Annotated in this window: 17 protein-coding genes; 4 read left to right on the top strand and 13 right to left on the bottom strand. The window is 54.1% G+C overall.

The features are described from left to right. The first annotated feature begins 23 nt into the window (after nt 1–23). A complete protein-coding gene (trkA, locus tag MOMUL_RS03965) occupies nt 24–1367 on the top strand; it encodes a Trk system potassium transporter TrkA (protein ID WP_062281814.1) in 1344 nt (447 codons plus the stop codon). Between the two features lie 8 nt (nt 1368–1375). After that, nucleotides 1376–2824: a TrkH family potassium uptake protein gene (locus tag MOMUL_RS03960; protein WP_062281811.1), complete on the top strand. Its 1449-nt coding sequence runs from the start codon at nt 1376–1378 to the stop codon at nt 2822–2824. A gap of 118 nt (nt 2825–2942) precedes the next feature. Here the strand turns inward: MOMUL_RS03960 and MOMUL_RS03955 are convergent, their stop codons facing one another. The 4 genes from MOMUL_RS03955 to MOMUL_RS03940 form a co-directional block, all read right to left on the bottom strand. Then, on the bottom strand, nt 2943–4961 hold the full coding sequence (locus MOMUL_RS03955; protein ID WP_062281808.1) for a sodium-translocating pyrophosphatase: 2019 nt from the start codon (nt 4959–4961) through the stop codon (nt 2943–2945). 152 nt (nt 4962–5113) lie between these two features. Beyond that, a complete protein-coding gene (gene ilvC / locus MOMUL_RS03950) occupies nt 5114–6106 on the bottom strand; it encodes a ketol-acid reductoisomerase (RefSeq protein WP_062281806.1) in 993 nt (330 codons plus the stop codon). 121 nt (nt 6107–6227) lie between these two features. Then, nucleotides 6228–6758, bottom strand: a complete 531-nt coding sequence (gene cobO / locus MOMUL_RS03945; RefSeq protein WP_062281804.1) for a cob(I)yrinic acid a,c-diamide adenosyltransferase — start codon at nt 6756–6758, stop codon at nt 6228–6230. Nucleotides 6759–6808: 50 nt separating this feature from the next. Beyond that, nucleotides 6809–7540, bottom strand: coding sequence for a pseudouridine synthase (locus MOMUL_RS03940; RefSeq protein ID WP_062281801.1), 732 nt, complete (start codon nt 7538–7540; stop codon nt 6809–6811). Between the two features lie 91 nt (nt 7541–7631). Here MOMUL_RS03940 and MOMUL_RS03935 point away from each other — a divergent pair, with 91 nt between their 5' ends. Both MOMUL_RS03935 and MOMUL_RS03930 read left to right on the top strand, forming a co-directional pair. Beyond that, nucleotides 7632–8231, top strand: coding sequence for a phosphatase PAP2 family protein (locus MOMUL_RS03935; RefSeq protein WP_062281798.1), 600 nt, complete (start codon nt 7632–7634; stop codon nt 8229–8231). Nucleotides 8232–8253: 22 nt separating this feature from the next. Then, nucleotides 8254–8799 (top strand): methylated-DNA--[protein]-cysteine S-methyltransferase, encoded by a 546-nt coding sequence (locus MOMUL_RS03930; protein ID WP_062281795.1) that lies wholly within the window; start codon nt 8254–8256, stop codon nt 8797–8799. On the opposite strand, the gene MOMUL_RS03925 is transcribed toward MOMUL_RS03930, so the two are convergent. From MOMUL_RS03925 to MOMUL_RS03885, 9 genes are all read right to left on the bottom strand, one after another. Beyond that, nucleotides 8774–9307 carry a spore maturation protein gene (locus tag MOMUL_RS03925; RefSeq protein WP_054937175.1) on the bottom strand — a complete coding sequence of 178 codons (534 nt, stop codon included), beginning with the start codon at nt 9305–9307 and terminating at the stop codon, nt 8774–8776. The two genes, MOMUL_RS03930 and MOMUL_RS03925, sit on opposite strands and share 26 nt — an antisense overlap. 6 nt (nt 9308–9313) lie before the next feature. After that, the gene (locus MOMUL_RS03920) at nt 9314–9904 is read right to left on the bottom strand and encodes a nucleoside recognition domain-containing protein (protein ID WP_062281793.1); all 591 of its coding nucleotides are present in this window, start codon (nt 9902–9904) and stop codon (nt 9314–9316) included. A 138-nt stretch (nt 9905–10042) separates the two neighbouring features. Next, nucleotides 10043–10504, bottom strand: coding sequence for a GerW family sporulation protein (ytfJ, locus tag MOMUL_RS03915; protein WP_062281791.1), 462 nt, complete (start codon nt 10502–10504; stop codon nt 10043–10045). After that, a complete protein-coding gene (locus MOMUL_RS03910; protein ID WP_062281788.1) occupies nt 10440–11192 on the bottom strand; it encodes a DUF2953 domain-containing protein in 753 nt (250 codons plus the stop codon). Before MOMUL_RS03910 ends, ytfJ begins: the two co-directional genes overlap by 65 nt. A 57-nt stretch (nt 11193–11249) precedes the next feature. After that, nucleotides 11250–11783, bottom strand: a complete 534-nt coding sequence (gene scpB, locus MOMUL_RS03905) for an SMC-Scp complex subunit ScpB (RefSeq protein WP_062281785.1) — start codon at nt 11781–11783, stop codon at nt 11250–11252. A gap of 5 nt (nt 11784–11788) precedes the next feature. Further along, nucleotides 11789–12556, bottom strand: coding sequence for a segregation and condensation protein A (locus tag MOMUL_RS03900; protein ID WP_062281784.1), 768 nt, complete (start codon nt 12554–12556; stop codon nt 11789–11791). Nucleotides 12557–12575: 19 nt separating this feature from the next. Then, nucleotides 12576–13553, bottom strand: a complete 978-nt coding sequence (trpS, locus tag MOMUL_RS03895; RefSeq protein ID WP_062281781.1) for a tryptophan--tRNA ligase — start codon at nt 13551–13553, stop codon at nt 12576–12578. A 64-nt stretch (nt 13554–13617) separates the two neighbouring features. Then, entirely contained in the window at nt 13618–14247 is a 630-nt protein-coding gene (locus tag MOMUL_RS03890) for a site-2 protease family protein (RefSeq protein WP_062281778.1), read from the bottom strand. A 16-nt stretch (nt 14248–14263) separates the two neighbouring features. Next, nucleotides 14264–15328 (bottom strand): CCA tRNA nucleotidyltransferase, encoded by a 1065-nt coding sequence (locus MOMUL_RS03885; protein WP_062281775.1) that lies wholly within the window; start codon nt 15326–15328, stop codon nt 14264–14266. Between the last annotated feature and the right edge of the window lie 5 nt (nt 15329–15333).

Here is a 15333-nt window from a genome sequence, read left to right as displayed (position 1 = left end):
ACTTTTCAAAAGAGGTGCCAATCTTGCGCATAACTATAATCGGTGCTGGCAAAGTGGGTTTTAAGCTGGCTGAAATGCTATCATATAGCAACCATGATGTTTTAGTTATTGAGCAAGATGCAGAGAGAATCAGGGCTATTGAAGAAAGACTGGATGTCCAAACTGTGTGCGCCAATGGTGCTAACCCTACCGTTCTTAAAGAAAACGGTATAGCAGATACGGATTTATTAGTGGCAGTGACTGAAAATGATGAGGTCAATATTGTTGCCAGCCTGTTTGGCAAAAAGCTAGGAGCAAAGAAAACTGTAGCCAGGATACGTAATCCTGAATACCTGTTAAATAATCAAATTGGTTTTGATAAAGACCTGGGTATTGATTTTGTTATCAATCCCGATTATGTAACAGCTAACGCTATTGCTGAATTAGTTGAAGCTCCTGAGGCCATCGAATCTGAATATTATGCGGGTGGTAAAATTCAAATGCTAGAACTCATTCTACCACCTGGTGCCCAGGCAGTAAATAAAATGTTGAAGGATTTACCTTCGCCTAACCCTTATTTGATTGTAGCCATTCAGCGAGGTGAAAAGATGTTAATTCCCAGGGGTGAAGATCGCCTCCTTAGTGGTGATAAAGTATTTGTCCTGGCTCCGGCCAAGCAAATGGAACCCGTTGAGGACCTCCTGGGACAGAAACGTACCCGCGCCCAGCGGCTCGTCATTTTAGGCGGTACCAGGACGGCTTACTATTTGGCCCAAAAGCTGTTGGGTAAAAAGATTGAAATCAAGATTATTGAAAAGGACCGCCATATTTGTGAAAGTTTAAGCCACAAGCTACCCCATGTTACCATCATCCATGGCGATGGCAGCGACTTGGGTCTTCTGCAAGAAGAAGATATTGGCCAGGCGGACCTTTTTGTTGCCGTTACCGGTGACGATAAAGTAAATTTGCTTGTATCCCTGTTAGCTAAACATCTTGGCGCCAAAAAAACTGTTGTTAAAGTCGGGCGTTCTGATTATGCCAGCCTGATGGAAAAGGTTGGTATTGATGTGGTAATTAGCCCGCGTCTCCTTACGGCAGCGACCATCTTAAAATTTGTCCGCCGCGGTCAAATTGTATCGATCAGCTTATTGGGCCAGGATAAAGCAGAGATGATCGAATTTATCGTTCCCCAGAATTGCCGTCAGGCCAATAAGCCGATACAGCAAATCAACTTTCCCCGTCATGCTATCATCGGCGCCATTGCCAGGGGAGACGAGATAATAATTCCCGGGGGTAACGATTATATAGCACCAGGTGATCATGTAATTGTTTTTGCCCTTCCTAAGGCTGTAACTGCCGTCCAAAATTTTTTTGGCACTAACAGGTGAAGTGAAAAATGCGCTGCAGAGTGGTCCTCCAGCTTTTGGGGAAAGTTATAATTTTGATTGGGCTGGCTTTGCTGATTCCCCTGGTATTAGCCCTTTATTTCCGGGAAAAGGATTGGTTGGCCTTTACTTACAGTGCCGCGATAACCCTGGCCGTAGGCCTCCCTTTAAGTTACTGGCCCTGTCATAATGGCGAGATTCGTCGCCGTGAGGGTTATGCGGTAGTTGCCTTAAGTTGGGTGGCAGCTGCAATCTTTGGTAGTTTGCCTTACATTTTTGCCGGTACCTTTCCTAATTTTGCCGATGCCATCTTTGAAACAATTTCCGGGTTTACCACTACCGGCGCTAGTGTGATGACCGACATTGAAGCCCATTCCCGCTCTATTCTTTTCTGGCGTAGTCTTACCCACTGGCTCGGTGGCATGGGAATAATCGTCCTTTTTGTTGCCCTTCTTTCCCAGTTAGGTTCCGGAGGCGTACAAATGCTCCAGGCCGAAGCTCCCGGTCCGGTTACAGAGAAAATAAAGCCACGTATTCAGGAAACGGCGATAATCCTCTGGCTGACCTATATTATCCTTTCCGCCCTGGAAATTTTACTCCTCTTATTCTCAGGTATGCCTTTATACGAAGCCGTTGTCCATACATTCGGGACCATGGCTACAGGGGGCTTTTCCACCAAAAATGCCAGTATTGGCTATTATAACAGTCCCCTTATACAGTGGATTATTATTATCTTTATGTTTTTGGCCGGTGTTAATTTTGCCCTTTATTACCAGGCCGTGAAGCTCAGGAATCCCTTTTATTTCTGGCTTAACCCGGAGTTTAAATTATATAGTGCTATAATTTTGGCAGCCTTTATCATTATTGTTGTTGATCTATCCCTGGCAGGTTTTAAACCGGGAGAAAATCTCTTGCGCATGGCTGCCTTCCAGGTAGTTTCTATCGTTACTACCACGGGTTATGCTACGGTGGACTTTGATCAATGGCCTAACCTATCACGTACCTTGCTCTTGTTGTTAATGTTTGTGGGAGGCTGCACCGGTTCAACAGGCGGTTCAATTAAAGTAGGGCGTCTGATGGTGTTATTAAAAAATGGTATCGCAGAACTATCTCGTGCCGTTCATCCCCACGCCGTAGTCCCAGTTCGTTTTAGCAATGTAGGCATAGTAAAGGAGCCTTTAGTGTTAAATATCCTCCAATTTATAGGGTTCTATCTGCTGTTGTTTGCCCTGGGTACCTTACTCATGTCTTTAACACCTCTTAAATTAGAAGAAGCAGCCAGTGCAGTGGCAGCTACTTTGGGGAACGTGGGCCCCGGCCTGGGCGCTGTCGGCCCGGCCCAGAACTATGCCCATTTACCTGCAGCAGCCAAGTATTTACTATCATGGTTGATGCTTGTTGGCCGTTTAGAAATATATACGATCCTGGTTCTATTTTTACGAACAACGTGGCGGGGGTAAGGGGTTTGGGAGAATGGTGCTTGGTAATTTTTCCCTAGAAAAAAAGCCCTTGTCCCACGTGGGATAAGGGCTTTTAAGCGCTGATGTCGCTTACGATTCTTACCGGTTAGCACAACCCTTATAGTTGCATAAACAAAGGCGCAAACACCAGGGAAACAATGGTCATAAGCTTAATTAAAATGTTCATGGCCGGCCCGGATGTATCCTTAAAGGGATCGCCTACAGTATCCCCATTGACGGCCGCTGCATGGGCCGGCGAACCTTTACCGCCGAAGTTCCCGCCTTCAATATACTTCTTAGCGTTATCCCAGGCCCCGCCGGCATTGGCCATCATTACTGCCAGTAAAAAGCCTGTTACCGTAGCTCCGGCAAGCAGGCCGCCCAGGGCTTCTTTACCAAGGCCCGGGATCAATCCTACTGCCAGGGGAACCACAACGGCCAGTAGTCCAGGGACAATCATTTCTTTCAACGCTGCTCCGGTACTGATGGCTACACAGCGGGCATAATCCGGCCGGGCTTTACCTTCCATTAAACCCGGAATGGATTTAAACTGCCGGCGCACTTCTTCAATCATATGGAAGGCAGCCCGCCCCACTGCCTTCATTGTCAAGGCACCAAAGAGAAAAGGCAGCATGCCGCCGATAAAGAGGCCGCTCACCACTTTAGGATCAGTAAGGTCAATAGTCGTAATCCTAGCAGCAGCCGTGTAGGCAGAAAACAGGGCCAGGGCTGTTAACGCTGCCGAGCCAATGGCAAAACCTTTACCAATGGCAGCAGTAGTATTGCCAACAGAATCCAGGGCATCGGTAATCTTACGTACTTTAGGATCCAGCTCTGCCATTTCGGCAATGCCACCAGCATTATCGGCAATTGGTCCATAGGCATCCACGGCTACCGTGGTTCCGGTGGTTGACAGCATCCCGACTGCCGCCAGGGCAATACCGTAAAGGCCGGCAAAATGATAGGCAGCAAGGATAGCAATGATAATTACCAGGATGGGTAAAACAGTACTCAACATACCGGTACTTAAGCCTTCAATAATGTTGGTGGCGGTACCCGTCTGGGAAGCTTTGGCAATTTCTTTCACCGGTTCATAGTCGCCGGAAGTATAATATTCGGTAATGCGGCCAATGAGAACTCCGGCAATAAGGCCGGCTATGGTGGCTATAAATACCCCCAGGGAAGTATAGGTAGCAGAACCGACAACAAATTGAGAAGGTAACAGGCGGGTAGCCAGGAATGTACCTATAATCGCCAGGATACTCGCTACCATGGTGCCGGTATTCAAAGCCTTCTGGGCATTGGCCCCCTCGCTGGTGCGGACAAAGAAGGCGCCGATAATGGAGGATACAATGCCGGCAGCGGCAATCATCAGGGGTACCAGGGTACCATTGGGGATATTTAAAGTTGCCGCCAGGGCAATACCGGAGATAACTGAACCAACGTAGGATTCAAAAAGATCCGCTCCCATACCGGCTACGTCGCCAACATTATCGCCGACGTTATCGGCAATCACAGCAGGGTTACGAGGGTCATCTTCCGGTATACCAGCTTCAACCTTACCTACCAGGTCTGCGCCAACGTCAGCCGCCTTGGTATAAATACCGCCTCCCACCCTGGCAAAAAGGGCGATGGAGCTGGCTCCCAGGGCAAAGCCATTGACAATACTGGGATTTTTAAAAATGAGATTAACAATGCCGAGGCCTAAAAGGCCAAGTCCCACTACAGCCATACCCATAACCGAGCCGCCGGAAAAGGCTATCTCCAGGGCAGCGTTGGAACTGTGGCGGGCAGCATTGGCCGTCCGGACGTTGGCCCTGGTAGCAACTTGCATACCAATATAGCCGGCCCCAATAGAGCAGAGGGTTCCAGCCACATAAGCAACGGCCGTTACCGGCTGCATGCTTTCAGCGCCCTGGGTAACAAGGCCGGTAATTACGATTAGAGCCGCCATACCCAGAACAAAAAAGATCAGGGTGCGGTATTCCCGCATTAAAAAAGCCATGGCCCCTTCGTGGATGGCTGCCGCTATTTCCTGCATGCGCGCGTTCCCTGGATCGGCCCTGTTAATCTTGTTGGTGAGGTAAAAAGCAAACACAAGTGCCAATATCCCTGCTACAGGTGCTATGAGTTCCACAAAACTTCCTCCCCTTCGAAAAATTTTACTTTAGCCGCTTTTATTATCACCAAATTATTCCTTAGTCACTCCTTTCACCAAGGAAAATTAATGATTAAAGCCCCGGGAAATTCCCAGGGCTTCCCTAACCCCGTTTTGATTCCCTGACTGCTTTACTTCTTCAGCCAGGGCATCATTTCCCGTAAGGTATCGCCGACCTGTTCGATGAGGTGTTCCCGTTCCTTTTTTCTTAAAGCATTAAAGCTTGGCCTGCCGGCCTGGTTTTCCAGGATCCACTCCCGGGCAAAGACGCCGTCCTGGATCTCTTTGAGAATGGTCTTCATGGTGGCCCGGACATGGTCGTCAATAATCCTGGGTCCCCTGGTGACATCGCCGTACTCAGCCGTGTCGCTGATGGAATAGCGCATATACTTGATGCCGCCTTCATACATGAGGTCGACAATAAGCTTCAGCTCGTTCAGGCATTCAAAGTAAGCAATTTCCGGCTGGTAGCCTGCCTCCACCAGGATCTCGAAGCCGGCCTTAACCAGGGCCGTAGCCCCGCCGCAGAGGACGGCCTGTTCACCAAACAAGTCAGTTTCGGTTTCCTCTTTGAAAGTAGTTTCAATTACGCCGGCCCGGGCAGCACCTATTCCTTTAGCATAAGCCAGGCCGATTTCTTTAGCCCTGCCGCTGGCATCCTGGTAAACGGCAAGAAGGGCCGGTACCCCCTGGCCTTCAACATACATACGACGTACCAGGTGGCCAGGTCCTTTCGGAGCAACCATAATGACATCCACATCCGCCGGCGGCACAATCTGGTTGAAGTGAATATTAAACCCGTGGGAGAACATAAGTACCTTGCCTGCTGTAAGGTGCGGGGCGATCTCCTCGCGATAGACCCTGGCCTGGGTTTCGTCCGGTAGCAAAATCTGGATAATATCGGCTGCGGCCGCGGCTTCAGCCACCGTCGCGACCTTTAAGCCCGCCGCCTCAGCTGCCGCCCGGGATTTGCTTCCAGGACGCAGGCCCACGACTACATCCAGGCCACTGTCCTTTAAGTTTTGCGCCTGGGCATGTCCCTGGCTGCCATAGCCCATGATGGCGATTTTTTTGCCTTTAAGGACGCCCAGGTCGGCATCCTGATCATAATACACTACGGCCACTTTTCTCCTGACCCCAAAAAGCCGGCCAGGAATTCACCTCCTGTAAAATGTATTAAACTTACATATTCGCACCTGACGCGGAAATTCCTGCCCGGGGAGTAAAATTCAACGTTTTTTGATCTTAGTATTCGATCCCTTTCCTGGCCTTTATCCCCTTTTGGTAAGGATGTTTTACCTGGCGCATTTCCGTTACCAGGTCGGCGGCAGCAATAATCCCCGCCGGGGCATTGCGGCCGGTGAGGACGACTTCCACCTGCGGCGGCCGCTCCGCCAGGAAAGCCAGGACTTCTTCTTCTGTTAGCAGGCCGAAATAAAGGGCGTTGTTGATTTCATCCAGAATCAGGATGTCCACCCTGCCGCCAAGCATGGCTTCCCGGGCAAAGGCCAGGGCCGCCCTGGCCTGCTCGTAATCTTCAGGCCTGGCGCCGCCCCGGTGGATGAAACCTTTGCGGCCAAAGGTTTTTACTTCTACCTCCGGCGCCAGCCGCGGGAAGGCCTTATGTTCGCCGTAGTCAGGCGTTTTCATAAACTGGACAATCAGTACCTTGAGCCCGTGCCCGCAGGCCCTCAAGGCCAGGCCAAAGGCGGCCGTACTCTTGCCTTTAGCCTCGCCAGTATAAACCTGGACCAGCCCCTGCTCTAAACCTGCCAAATGCTTTCCCTCCTCTCTTTTTCACCTTATTTTACCACACCAGTATCCTTTCAGCGAGGAGGAAAATCTAAACCCACCAGGCGATACAGCCGGGCTACTTCGGCAGGTGTAAGGCGGCGGTATTCTCCCGGTTTTAAACCTTCCAAGGTGAGAAAGGCAAATTTTATGCGTTTCAGCCAGATTACAGGGTGACCTACTGTGGCCAGCATGCGCCTTACTTCTCGCTTGCGTCCTTCCCGCAGGGTTAATTCCAGCAGGGCATTACCCTGGTTAACCCGGCGGATCCGTACGCCCGCCGGGGCGGTCAGGCCATCTTCCAGCTTGACACCCCGGCGTAAATGGGTAATAGTATTAGCATCCGGCACTCCTTTTACCAGGGCCAGATAAGTTTTAGGTATACGATAGCGCGGGTGGGTGAGCCTTAAGGTCAATTCTCCATCATTGGTAAGTAATAAAAGGCCTTCGGTGGCATAATCCAGGCGGCCGACAGGATATAATCTAGCAGTTATGTCCTTGACCAGGTCAATGACTTTAGGCCGCCCCTGGGGGTCGGAGACCGTTGTTACATAGCCGGGCGGCTTATATAGTAAGACATAAACTTTCTCTCCCGGCCCGGTAACAGGCCGGCCATCAACAGTTACCTCGTCCCGGCCCGGCTCTATTCTTAGACCCATAGCCGTCACAATTTGGCCATTGACCCTTACCCGGCCGGCCCGGATCATCTCCTCGGCATGACGCCGGGAAGCCACCCCCGCCCGGGCCAGGTATTTTTGCAAACGCATAAAAGCCCTCCGGTAACGTTATTATGCTATCACAATTCCCCTTATAAAGGCAATAGTGCTATACTATTTTTTTTACGAAGGGGGTTCCAGGTTGTCCCGCCACCGTCTTATCCTGCTTGCCATTGCTATGATTCTTATCTTTTTCCTGCTGGCTGCTGCCATACCCCATGTGACCATTCTCGAACTCCTGGTCCTGGCAGGCTTAATGACCTTGCGAACGCCTCCGGCTACCCATTTCTTCAAGTTTATTACTTTCTTCGGCACCCCGGCCTTTTTTTATCCTGCTACGGCTGCTTTGAGTCTTGCCTACTATACCCGGCGTCGCTGGCAGGGGTTTTGGGCCGTGTTAATTACCATGAATATCACCTGGGGCATTATGGAATGGCTAAAAAATTTTTATCACCGTCCCAGGCCCAGTCTCGGTCCCCTGGAACCGGCACCGGGCTTCAGCTTTCCCAGCGGTCACGCCATGATGGGAACCGTCTTCTTCGGCCTCCTGGCCCTGTGGTTGTTAAAAACCTGCCCGCCTCGCTGCCGCAGCCGTGTGGTTCCGGTTACCCTTATTTTTTTGCTTTTACTGGGTTTCAGCCGCCTTTACCTGGGTGTCCACTACCCCACCGATATTCTGGCCGGTTATGCCGCCGGCATGAGTATCCTGGCCCTCTTCCTGGCCTGGTGGAATGAAGGCTAAAACCTGTGGAGGTAACGCTATCATGCCTGCAGACTGGTTGTCCATTACCCATTATCCCTCTCCCCTTGGTCCCCTGACAGTGGTAACAGGCCCGGGGGGTCTCTGCCGCCTGGCCTTCCCAGGTGAGGAGCCCGGGGCAACCCGCAGCTACCTGGCCCAAAAATTCCCCGGCGCGACTATCAACGTGGATGAAAACGGCAGCTCTTGCCGGGAGGTTCTCCGGCAGCTTGACGAGTACTTTGACGGCCGGCGCTTTTCCTTTTCCCTGCGCCTGGACCTCCGCGGTACGCCCTTTCAGCTGATCGTCTGGTCAGCCCTGCAAAAAATCCCCTATGGTACCACCTGCAGTTACAGCCATATTGCCCGGCTCACCGGCAGGCCGGGAGCGGTCCGGGCCGTGGGCCAGGCCATCGGCCGTAATCCTGTCGGTATTATTATACCCTGTCACCGGGTCATAGGTAAGGACGGCCGGCTGGTCGGTTTTGGCGGCGGGCTGGCTACCAAGAAATGGCTGTTGAATTTCGAGGAGGGTAATTTAAAAACTAACCAAACATCAACCGGCAGATAACGATGGCGGCTATAAGGCTGGAAATATCGGCCAGGAGCCCCAGGGCCAGGGCGTAACGGTAGCGCCGCACTCCCACCGACCCAAAATAAACCGTTAGGACATAAAAGGTAGTATCGGTACTGCCCTGCATCACCGAAGCCAGGCGGCCGATAAAGGAATCCGGGCCGTAGTTACCGATTAGCTCGGCAGCTATTCCTAGAGCTCCGCCACCGGAAAGGGGCCGCATGATGGCCAGGGGTAGAACTTCCCCGGGAACGCCAATGAGGTGCAAGACCGGATTCAGGGCGCGGGCAAAAAGGTCCATGGCCCCGGAAGCCCGGAACACCCCGATGGCCACCAGCATGCCCACCAGGAAGGGAATAATTTTTACCGCTACCTTGAACCCGTCTTCTGCCCCGGCAACAAAGGTTTCATAAACCGGCACGCCCCGCAGGTGCCCATACAGGGGGATAAAAAAAAGGACCAGGGGAATCGCCCAGCGCGAAACTTCAATTATGAGTTCAGTCAATGTTCCTCACCCCCGGCGCCCGTTATAAAACCGGCGCAAGAGACGATCGCCAACCACGGCCGTGATCATGCTGAACCCGGTAGCTAAAATGGTAGGGCCGACGATGATGGTCGGGTCGGTGGAGCTGGCTGCTGCCCGGATGCCGATAATAGTCGCCGGGATAAGGGTCAGGCAGCCGGTGTTTAACCCCAGAAAGGTACACATGGCGGGGGTGGCTTCTCCGGGGCGGGGGTTTAAAGTTTGTAACTCCTGCATGGCCTTGAGGCCAAAGGGGGTGGCGGCATTGCCCAGGCCCAGGATGTTGGCGCTTAAATTCATTATTATAGAACCTATGGCCGGGTGGTCCCGGGGAATTTCCGGAAAGAGGTAACGGGTAAAGGGGCGTAAAAGCCGCGCCAGCAGGGCTACCAGGCCGGCTTCCTCGGCAATCTTCAAAAGCCCCAGCCACATGGCCATGAGGCCTATCAGTTCAAAGGCCAGGTTTACGGCCGTCTGGGCCGCCTCCAGGGAGGCTTTAGTAACTACTTCAATGTGGCCATTAAAGCCGGCCACGATAATGCCCGCCAGGAGCATTAATAACCAGATGATATTAACCATTGCCAACCCCTCCATAATTTACCTTTCTGGTAACATTTATGAGGGGAGGGCATTTTCTAGAACAACAATGGTTAACGGGCCGGAAACAAATTAAAAAACCCGGTATTTGAGAACCCGGGCCATATATGGGGGATTATTTCATTCCTCTTCCTGGGGGCGTAAAACCATTTTCGTCCGTACGGTAGCAGGGGAGTTATTACCGCTACCTTTTTCCTTCTTCCCTTTACTTAGGAGTTCCTGGATCCTCTCCAGCACCTGGGGAGCTACATCGATAATCCGGTCCACAACAGCGTTGCCGTCAACCGGCAGCAACCGGATTTGCTCCTTACCAACCACCAGGAAACCCACCGGCTGGACGGAAACACCGGCGCCGCTGCCGCCGCCAAAGGGTAAGGATTTACCACTTCCACCGCCTTCTCCCTGGCCGGGTTCGTATTCGGTACCTCCGGCAGCAAAACCGGCCGAAACGCGGGATACGGGGACGATCACATGACCATCCGGCGTTTCAATGGGATCGCCAACAACGGTGTTGACATCAACCATATCCTTGATGCTTTCCATGGCGGTCTTCATCAAGGCCTCGATGGGATGTTCGGGCAACTGCCCCTGCCCCCCTCATCTGCCAGACTATCCGCAGTAATAGCCATAGAGATTGTACTCCGGCACTTATAATATGACCTAACTTAAGGGTAAATATGCAGTTAAAATCGGCCTGCCAGCCCGGCGTATCAAACCGGGGTATTACCTGCCATTCAGGTGCTTGCAAATCCAGGCGGGCCCGCCGCCGCAAGTTCTGGTACATCCAGGCCAGCAGGGTCCAGCTGCTGCCGTAAGCAAGAGCCGTAGTTGCCGGATCACCTGTCCCCAGGGTTAAAAATAAACGGAAACGCCGGCAGGTCACCCGGGCGAAAAAATGCTGCCAGATGCCCTTTAAAATCTTTAATTTATGCAACCAGTAGCCTAACGGCCCGGCGACGATAAAGCGGGCTATCCGGCCGAAAGTCCACCTTTTGCCCCCGGCAGGACGCCCTGCCACTTCCGCAGGTGATTCTGCTTCTTTCCTTTCCCCCTGCAACAGTGTTTTCAGGCGTAAGTGGCTTTGCCCCGGCCACCAGTCCTGGAGAGGGGAGAATACCACTTCCCACCGGCCCCAGTCTCCCGGTAAATTAAGTTTCAGCTCCAGGTATTCTTCCTCAGTTACTCGCCGGTAAACTACTTCCAGTTGCACCGGTACCAGGAGTAATAAAAGGAAACCCACAATTATCCCTGCCGTCCAGGCCCAGAACACTCCTTCACCCCCGGCAGCCAGTTTGCCCCTATTTTTCCACCGGAGGCGCCTTATATACTATTCCTGCCCGGCCGCGGCTTCATCCAGGGGCGGCAGTTCGGATAAATCCTTTAAGCCTAAAAATTCCAGGAAACGGGGAGTGGTAGCATAAAGGATGGGCCGGCCAGGGGCGTCTTTACGACCTGCTTCCTGGACCAGCCCGCGGCTCAACAGGGTATTTAAAACCCCATCTACCTTTACCCCCCGGATATTTTCTATTTCCGCCCGGGTAACGGGCTGGCGGTAGGCAATGATGGCCAGGGTTTCCAGGGCGGCCATGGACAGGGCCGGCAACTCGGGTTGCAGGAAGGCCTCAACATAATTAGCAAACTGGGGCCGGGTGCACATCTGGTAGCCGCCGGCTACTTCCCGGATCTGCAGGCCCCGCCCCTCTTCATCATAGAGTGTTTTCAGTTCTGCAGCCAACTCAACTACATCGTCGCTACTCAACCCCAGGCAGGCGGCCAGGGTACTCACCGGCACCGGCCCGCCGGCCACAAAGAGCAGGCACTCCAGGGCTGCCCTTTTGTCTTCGCTAAAAAATAAAGGCATAGGGATCACTCCCGAGCAGCAGCGGAATCACCGGGAAAAAGCCGCCTCACTATAATACTGCCGAAGGCTTCCTCCTGGGTAAGGCTTACCCGGCCCCGGCGGGCCAGTTCCAGCAGGGCCAGGAAGGTTAGCGCCACTTCCAGGCGCGTAGGCCGGGAACTTAGAAGGGAGGCCAGGGTAAGTTCCTCCTGCTGGTGCAGGCGGCGCAAAATGGTGCGTATTTGCCCTACCAGGGTCAGGGCCGGGCGGGTAATGGTACGGGTTTCCGGCTTGTTGGTGACAGGCTGCCTCGCCAGCACCCTGGCCAGGGCCCGGGCCAGGTCCACGGGCGTTACCCCGGCCAGGGGGTTAACACCCGCTAGGGCCCGGGTGACGGCTTCCTGGTCCAGGGGACGGCCAAAGACAAGGGCTCCTTGAGCAGCCAGATCACCGAGATGGGCGGCTACCTCCCGGTAGCGGCGGTATTCTATAAGACGCTCGGCCAGGAGCCTGGCAGGATCTTCTCCCTCGCCTTTTTCTTCCTCTCCCGGCCCGCCCTTAAGCGGGCGCTGCAGGAGCAACCTGGCTTTGAGGGCTAACAGTTCGGCGCCCAAGACTAAAAATTCACTGGCCCAGTCCAGGTCAAGCTCCTCTACTTCATGGAGGTATTCCAGGTACTGGGCCGTCACCTCGGCCACTGGGATGGCCTGAATATCGATTTCCTGGCGTTCAATAAGGGTGAGGAGGAGATCGAGGGGGCCCTGAAAAATATCCAGCCGAATATTACCGATCATACGCCCCACCCCATTAAAGTTAAACTCCCATAGCCTCCCGGACCATGGCCATGGTCCGGCCTGCCGTGGTCCTGGCTTTCGCGGCCCCGGCCGCCAGAATTTCCTCAACTAATTCCGGCCGTGCTGCCCACTTGGCCCGGCGCTCCCGGACCGGCTCCAGGACGGCGTTTATTTTCTCTGCCAGGCGTTTCTTGCAGGGGACACAGCCAATACGGCCGCCCCGGCAGTTGACCCGTGTCTCTTCAATTTCTTCTCCATTATAGATCTCGTGGTAGGTGTGGACCAGGCATACTTCCGGGTGCCCGGGATCGGTCTTGTGAATCCGCGCCGGGTCGGTGATCATAAGCCGGACCCTTTCCCAAACCTCTTCCGGTGAAGCTGACATAGGAATGTCGTTGTGGTAGCTTTTACTCATCTTGCGGCCGTCGATGCCGGGTAACATGGCGACTTTAGCTAACAGGGCCTGGGGCTCGGGGAAAAGGGAAGTTTTATACAGGTGATTAAACCGGCGCGCTACTTCCCGGCAGAATTCCAGGTGGGGCAGCTGGTCCTCGCCCACCGGCACGGCGTCGGCTAGGTAGATAAGGATATCAGCGGCCATCAGGAGGGGATAGCCCAAAAAACCATAGGTCGACACGTCCTTACCCTCTTTGCCCAGCTGCTGGATCTGGTCCTTGTAGGTGGGGACGCGTTCCAGCCAGGATAGGGGGGTGAACATGGAAAAGAGCAGGTGGAGTTCAGCGTGCTCCTTGACATGGGATTGGACGAAGAGGGTGCTGCGCTCGGGGTCTAAGCCGGCGCCCAGCCAGTCAAGGAGCATGGCCCGGATATTCTCCTGGAGCTCTGCGGTATTGTCGTAACCTGTGGTCAGGGCGTGCCAGTCGGAAATAAAGTAAAAGCACTCGTTTTCTTCCTGCAGGCGCACCCAGTTTTCCAGCACGCTCAAATGACCAATATGCAGCCGCCCTGTGGGGCGCATGCCGCTCAAAATACGCATGCTATTAAACACTCCTTTACATATGGGACGTGGGAAGTGAGATCTAACCTCCAATTTCCCACCTCTATATAAACGCCAGGCCGCTGGCCGTAATAATCAGGTTGAGTACCAGGGTCACCAGGGGACCCATGATGCGGCCGATAATGCCGGTGGCAATCAGGAGCAGTAAGAGCAAGGTGCCGTAGCTTTCTAACTGGTAAACTGCCGCCGCCCCTTCCGGTGGTAAGATGCCAGCCAGGACACGGGAGCCATCCAGGGGCGGCACCGGGATGAGGTTAAAGACGGCCAGCACCACGTTATAGCCCACCAGCAGGTTTAAAAAAGTAGCCAGCCAGTAGCCGCCGATATTAAAGCGGAGAAATAGCTGCAAGACAACTGCAGCCAGGTAAGCCAGCACCAGGTTCATGGCCGGACCGGCCAGGCCCACCAGCATCATCCCCTTACGCCGGTCCATCTGGAAGTAATAGGGGTTGATCTGCACGGGTTTGGCCCAGCCAAAACCGGCCACAACAAGGAGCAGGGTTCCCAGGATGTCCAGGTGGGCCAGGGGGTTTAAGGTTAAGCGGCCCTGGTTCCTTGCCGTCGGGTCGCCCAGCAGGTAAGCCATCTTGCCATGGGCATATTCATGGAAGGTCAGGGCGATTAAAATAGCCGGGATGCCTAAGACCAGCTGGGGTAAACTTTGCAGGTGCATGGCTGTCTCCTTTCCCTCAGGGTAATACCCGGGCCGGGAGCCGGCTCCAGCCCGCCACGGCCAGGATAAAGATTAAGGCTTCCGGGGCCATCCTGGGGCCGGCCGGCAGGCATTCCGGCAGGGACCCTCGCGCCAGGCAGGGAGCCAGTTCCGGCAACAAATCCCTGGCGGCATAAATCAGGTTACGCTTTTTGCGGCCGAAGTTTACGCTATCCAGGACCTCTTCCAGGGCTGTTGCCCTTAATTTTACCGTGGCGATTAAAAAATAAACCAGGCTGGCATCCAGGGGTCGCTGGCCCCGCCACTTCCACTGGCAGAGGAGTTTTTCAGCCCGCCGGCCGGCGGCCACATCGGGCAATCCGGCCCCCGGTAGACCCTGCCAGCCCAGGTCAATTAAACTTTCCCAGGCTGCTACCGGCCGCCGCTCTTTAAGCAGAAGGATAAATTCCTGCCAGAGGCGTTTCGGTTCCAGCAGGTCCAGGTAACCTCCTGCCAGGGCTTGCCTTGCTAAAGAGCAGGTTTCTTCTTCCAGGCTAAATTTCAAACGGGTGGCGAAACGCACCCCCCTTAAAAGGCGGGTCGGGTCATCGCGAAAGCTGTCCCGGTGCAACACCCGCAAGGTTTGCCGGGCCAGGTCTTCCCGCCCGCCAAAGGGATCGAGGATTTCCCCCAGGTCCCTGGCCATTAAAGGCAGGGCCATGGCATTGACGCTAAAATCCCGCCGCGCCAGGTCAGCCTCCAGAGTGGCGGGCTCCACTTCGGGCAGGGCCCCGGGCCGGGGATAATATTCCTGCCGGGTGGTGACTACGTCCACCCGTTCGCCGCCCCAGTAGACGGTAGCCGTCAGGAAGCGTTCGTGAAAAGCCAGGCGCCCGCCCAGCTGCCGGGCCAGTTCCCGGGCAAAGAGGAGGCCATCGCCCTCCACCGCCAGGTCAAGGTCGACCTCAGGCCGGCCCAGGAGCAGGTCCCGGACCGTCCCGCCTACCAGGTAAACCCGCCGGCCTTTAACGGGCGCTATTTTCCTGGCCTGGGCCAGGATGCGCAGCTGGTTGCGACGGAAAAGTTTCTGGTAAGGGTTCATAGGTT

Source organism: Moorella mulderi DSM 14980 (assembly GCF_001594015.1).
GTDB classification, from domain to species: Bacteria; Bacillota; DSM-521; order Neomoorellales; family Neomoorellaceae; genus Neomoorella; species Neomoorella mulderi.
Note: the sequence above shows the minus strand (reverse complement) of the source record. Positions and strands in the feature narration are given on the sequence as shown.

Excerpts from the sequence above, each read along its gene's own strand:
- MOMUL_RS03960 (WP_062281811.1), top strand. The coding sequence starts at position 1,376 with ATGCGCTGCAGAGTGGTCCTCCAGCTTTTGGGGAAAGTTATAATTTTG.
- scpB (WP_062281785.1), bottom strand. The coding sequence starts at position 11,783 with ATGCCTTTATTTTTTAGCGAAGACAAAAGGGCAGCCCTGGAGTGCCTG.
- trpS (WP_062281781.1), bottom strand. The coding sequence starts at position 13,553 with ATGCGTATTTTGAGCGGCATGCGCCCCACAGGGCGGCTGCATATTGGT.
- MOMUL_RS03885 (WP_062281775.1), bottom strand. The coding sequence starts at position 15,328 with ATGAACCCTTACCAGAAACTTTTCCGTCGCAACCAGCTGCGCATCCTG.
- MOMUL_RS03930 (WP_062281795.1), top strand. The coding sequence starts at position 8,254 with ATGCCTGCAGACTGGTTGTCCATTACCCATTATCCCTCTCCCCTTGGT.
- MOMUL_RS03890 (WP_062281778.1), bottom strand. The coding sequence starts at position 14,247 with ATGCACCTGCAAAGTTTACCCCAGCTGGTCTTAGGCATCCCGGCTATT.
- MOMUL_RS03920 (WP_062281793.1), bottom strand. The coding sequence starts at position 9,904 with ATGGTTAATATCATCTGGTTATTAATGCTCCTGGCGGGCATTATCGTG.
- MOMUL_RS03900 (WP_062281784.1), bottom strand. The coding sequence starts at position 12,556 with ATGATCGGTAATATTCGGCTGGATATTTTTCAGGGCCCCCTCGATCTC.
- MOMUL_RS03940 (WP_062281801.1), bottom strand. The coding sequence starts at position 7,540 with ATGCGTTTGCAAAAATACCTGGCCCGGGCGGGGGTGGCTTCCCGGCGT.